The organism is Desertihabitans aurantiacus (assembly GCF_003344635.1).
Classification (GTDB): domain Bacteria; phylum Actinomycetota; class Actinomycetes; order Propionibacteriales; family Propionibacteriaceae; genus Desertihabitans; species Desertihabitans aurantiacus.
Map to the genome: position 1 here is coordinate 1 of NZ_QPKK01000346.1, position 3,311 is coordinate 3,311.

Below are 3,311 nucleotides of genomic sequence, written 5' to 3' on the forward strand. Positions count from 1 at the left end.
GGCGGACGGGGACTCGCTGGGGAGGGGTCAGCGGCGACCGGGGGCCGGGGACACGTCGGCGTCCTGGGCCGGTGCCGGCTCGGCGGCCAGCTCGAGCTCCTCGCGGGCGTGGGCGGCGCCGAGCATCGTCTCGCTCTCGGTGCCGGCGCTGGTGACGGGCTCGGGAGTCGGGCCGGACAGCGTGTCGCGCAGCGGCTGGGCCTTGATGAACAGGGTCGCCAGGAAGGCGATCCCGGCCAGCGGCAGCGCAACCAGGAAGACCGTGTGCATGGCGTCACCGAGACCCATCCGGATGCCGGTGGCGATCGCCGGCGGCAGCTGCTCGAGCACGGTCGGGTCGAGCACCGAACCGGCGCCCACCTGACCGGCCGCACCCTGGGCCTCCGCGGGCAGGTGGCGGGCGATGGCCGGGCCGAGCTGGGAGGTCATCACCGTGCCCAGCACCGCGATCCCGACGGTGGCGCCGGCGCTGCGGAAGAACTGGGTGGCGGCGGTGGCCACCCCCAGGTCACGCTGCTCGACCGCGTTCTGCACCACCAGCGTGTAGGTCTGCATGCAGGCGCCCAGCCCAAGGCCGATGACCACCATGGCGACGATCAGCTGCAGGTTGCTCGACCCGTAGTGCACCCGGACGAGCAGGGCGAAGCCGGCGATGATGACCAGCGTCCCGGCCAGCATGAAGCCCTTGTAGCGCCCGGTGCGGGTGATCAGCAGACCGATGACCATGGACGTCCCGATCATCGCGACGCTCATCGGCATCACGATCAGCCCGGAGTTGGTGGCGTCGGCCCCCAGCACACCCTGGGCGTAGACCGGGATGTAGAAGATGGCACCGAACATCGCCATCGCGACGGCCAGGCTCGCGATCGCGGAGAAGGTGAAGATCGGGTTGGCGAACATCCGCAGCGGCAGGATCGGCTCGGGGTGGCGCAGCTCCAGCGGGATGAACACCGCCAGCGCGACCGCGCCCAGCACGTAGAGCCCGATCACCTGCCACGAGGCCCACGGGTAGCTGGTGCCGCCCCAGGAGGTGGCCAGCAGGATCGCGACCAGGGCGACCGAGAGCAGCACCGCGCCCTTGACGTCGACCTTCGCCTCGCGCCGGGTGTGCGCCAGGTGCAGGTTCTTGACGATGAAGACCAGGGCGGCCAGACCGATCGGCAGCGGGATGAAGAAGAGCCAGCGCCAGCCGAAGCTGTCGGTGATGGCGCCGCCGGCCAGCGGGCCCGCGATCGAGGAGAAGCCGAACACCGCACCCATCAGGCCCTGGTACTTGCCGCGCTGCCGCGGCGGGATGATGTCGCCGATGATGGTCTGCGACAGCGGCATCAGGATGCCCATGCCAGCGCCCTGGACGGCCCGGGCGACGACCAGCCACCAGAAGTTCTGGGCGAGCCCGGACAGCACCGAGCCGACCATGAACACCACCAGGCCGGCGATGTAGAAGGAGCGGCGCCCGTACAGGTCGGACAGCTTGCCGACGATCGGGGTGGTGACGGCGGCGACCAGCATCGCGGCGGTGGCCAGCCAGCTGTAGTGCTCGATGCCGCCGAGCTCGGCGACGATGATCGGCATCGCCGGGGAGACGATGGTCTGGCTGATCGAGGCGACCAGCATGCCGCACATCAGCCCGACGAAGATGGTGCGGATCCCCGCGGACAGCGCGGGCGGCGCCGCCTCCGCGGGAGTTGTGGTGGTGCTCATCGGTTCAGCGCTCCTTCGGTGCGGGGGTCGGGCGCTCGGGGTCGAGCGCGTCGGTCTGCAGCCGGTCGAGCTCGCCGTTGAGCTGGGTCAGCAGGGTGGTGAGGCGTTCCCGGTCGTCGGGCGCCCAGGAGTCGAGGGTCTGGTGCAGCAGCGCGCTGCGGGTGTCCTTGTCGGCGCTCCAGGCCTCCTCGCCGTGCCGGCTGACCCGGACCAGGCTGGCGCGCCGGTCGTCGGGGTCGGCCTCGCGCTCGACCAGCCCGGCCGCCTCGAGGCTCTTGACGTGCCGGCTGGCGGTGGAGGCATCCAGACCGAGCAGCCCGGCCAGGTCCTGGACGCGCAGCGGTCCGTGCTCGCGGATGATGGCAAGGAGCATGAAGGTGTGCGGGTCGAGCCGGAGGTCGGCGACCCGGGAGATGTGCTGCTGCCAGCGGCGCAGCCGTCCGAAGAGGGCCCGGAGCTCGCGTTCGAGGGCGGGGACCTGCTCGTCCCCGGGACCGGACGGGACCTCCGGGCGCGCGTCGTCGACGGCGGTGGAGGATGTATGCATGCTGCATACATTACATCCGGGACTCCGTCGATCCAAACGGTGGTCGCGGGCCCCGCGCCGCCGGGGCCGTCGCGTGGCAGGCTGAGCGCTGTGAGCACCGTCCGGCCGTACGGCCACTGGCCCTCCCCGGTCCGCGCCGAGGACCTCGCCAGCAGCGCGTCGGTGGAGGGGCTGACCTCCACCGGGGACGCGCTCTGGTTCACCCGCACCGATCCCGGCACCGGCCAGCAGCGGCTGCACCGCTGGGACGGCGTCGACGTCGTCGCCCGCACCGGGCTGGACGTGCGCAGCCGGGTGCACGAGTACGGCGGCGGCGCGCTGGCCGGCCCGGCCGAGCCGTCGACCGACGGCACCAGCCCGGCGTCGGTGGTGGTGGTCGACTTCGCCGAGCAGCAGCTGCACCGGGTCGGCGCGGACGGGGACGCCGAGACGCTGACCGCACCGACCGGCGCCCGCACCCGGTGGGGCGACGGCGTCGTGCTCGGCGACGGACGGCTCGTCGCGGCGCGCGAGACCCATGACGGCGACACCGCCGCGGAGGTCCGCAACGAGCTGGTCCTGCTCGACCCGGCCGACGGCACCGCCACCGTCCTGGTCGGCGACGCCGACTTCGTGGCCGCTCCCACCTCCGGCCCGGACGGCTGGCTGGCCTGGCTGACCTGGGGCCACCCCGACATGCCCTGGGACTCCGCCACGCTGTGGGTCGGACGCCTCGACGGCACCACGCTGCAACAGGTGCGCGCGGTCGCCGGCGGCGACGGCGTCTCGGTCTCCGAGCTCGCCTGGTGGGGCCAGGACCTGCTCTTCACCGAGGACTCGACCGGCTTCTGGGAGCTGTGGCACCACCGGCTGGACGGGCCGGCCACCCGGCTCACCGACGAGGGCGCCGACCTCGGACGTCCGCGCTGGACGCTCGGCGGGCGCCGACTCGCCGTCCTCGCCGACCCGGCCGACCCCGACCGCGCCGAGGTGGTGGTGGCCCGCACCCGCGAGGGCGCCATCGACCTGCGGCTGGTCGGGCTGACCCGCGCCGCGGACGGCTCGGTGCGGCCGGCGTCCG

At 73.3% G+C, this 3,311-nt stretch carries 3 protein-coding genes; 1 reads left to right on the forward strand and 2 read right to left on the reverse strand.

What is annotated here, in order from left to right:
* Window positions 1-27 precede the first annotated feature (27 nt).
* Entirely contained in the window at window positions 28-1,704 is a 1,677-nt protein-coding gene (locus tag DVA66_RS18620; protein WP_114561367.1) for an MDR family MFS transporter, read from the reverse strand.
* A gap of 4 nt (window positions 1,705-1,708) precedes the next feature.
* Window positions 1,709-2,251, reverse strand: coding sequence for a MarR family winged helix-turn-helix transcriptional regulator (locus DVA66_RS18625; protein ID WP_114561368.1), 543 nt, complete (start codon window positions 2,249-2,251; stop codon window positions 1,709-1,711).
* Window positions 2,252-2,341: 90 nt separating this feature from the next.
* Between DVA66_RS18625 and DVA66_RS18630 the strand changes: the two genes are divergently transcribed.
* Window positions 2,342-3,311: hypothetical protein (locus tag DVA66_RS18630; protein ID WP_269801644.1), on the forward strand; the 970-nt coding region annotated here is incomplete at its 3' end.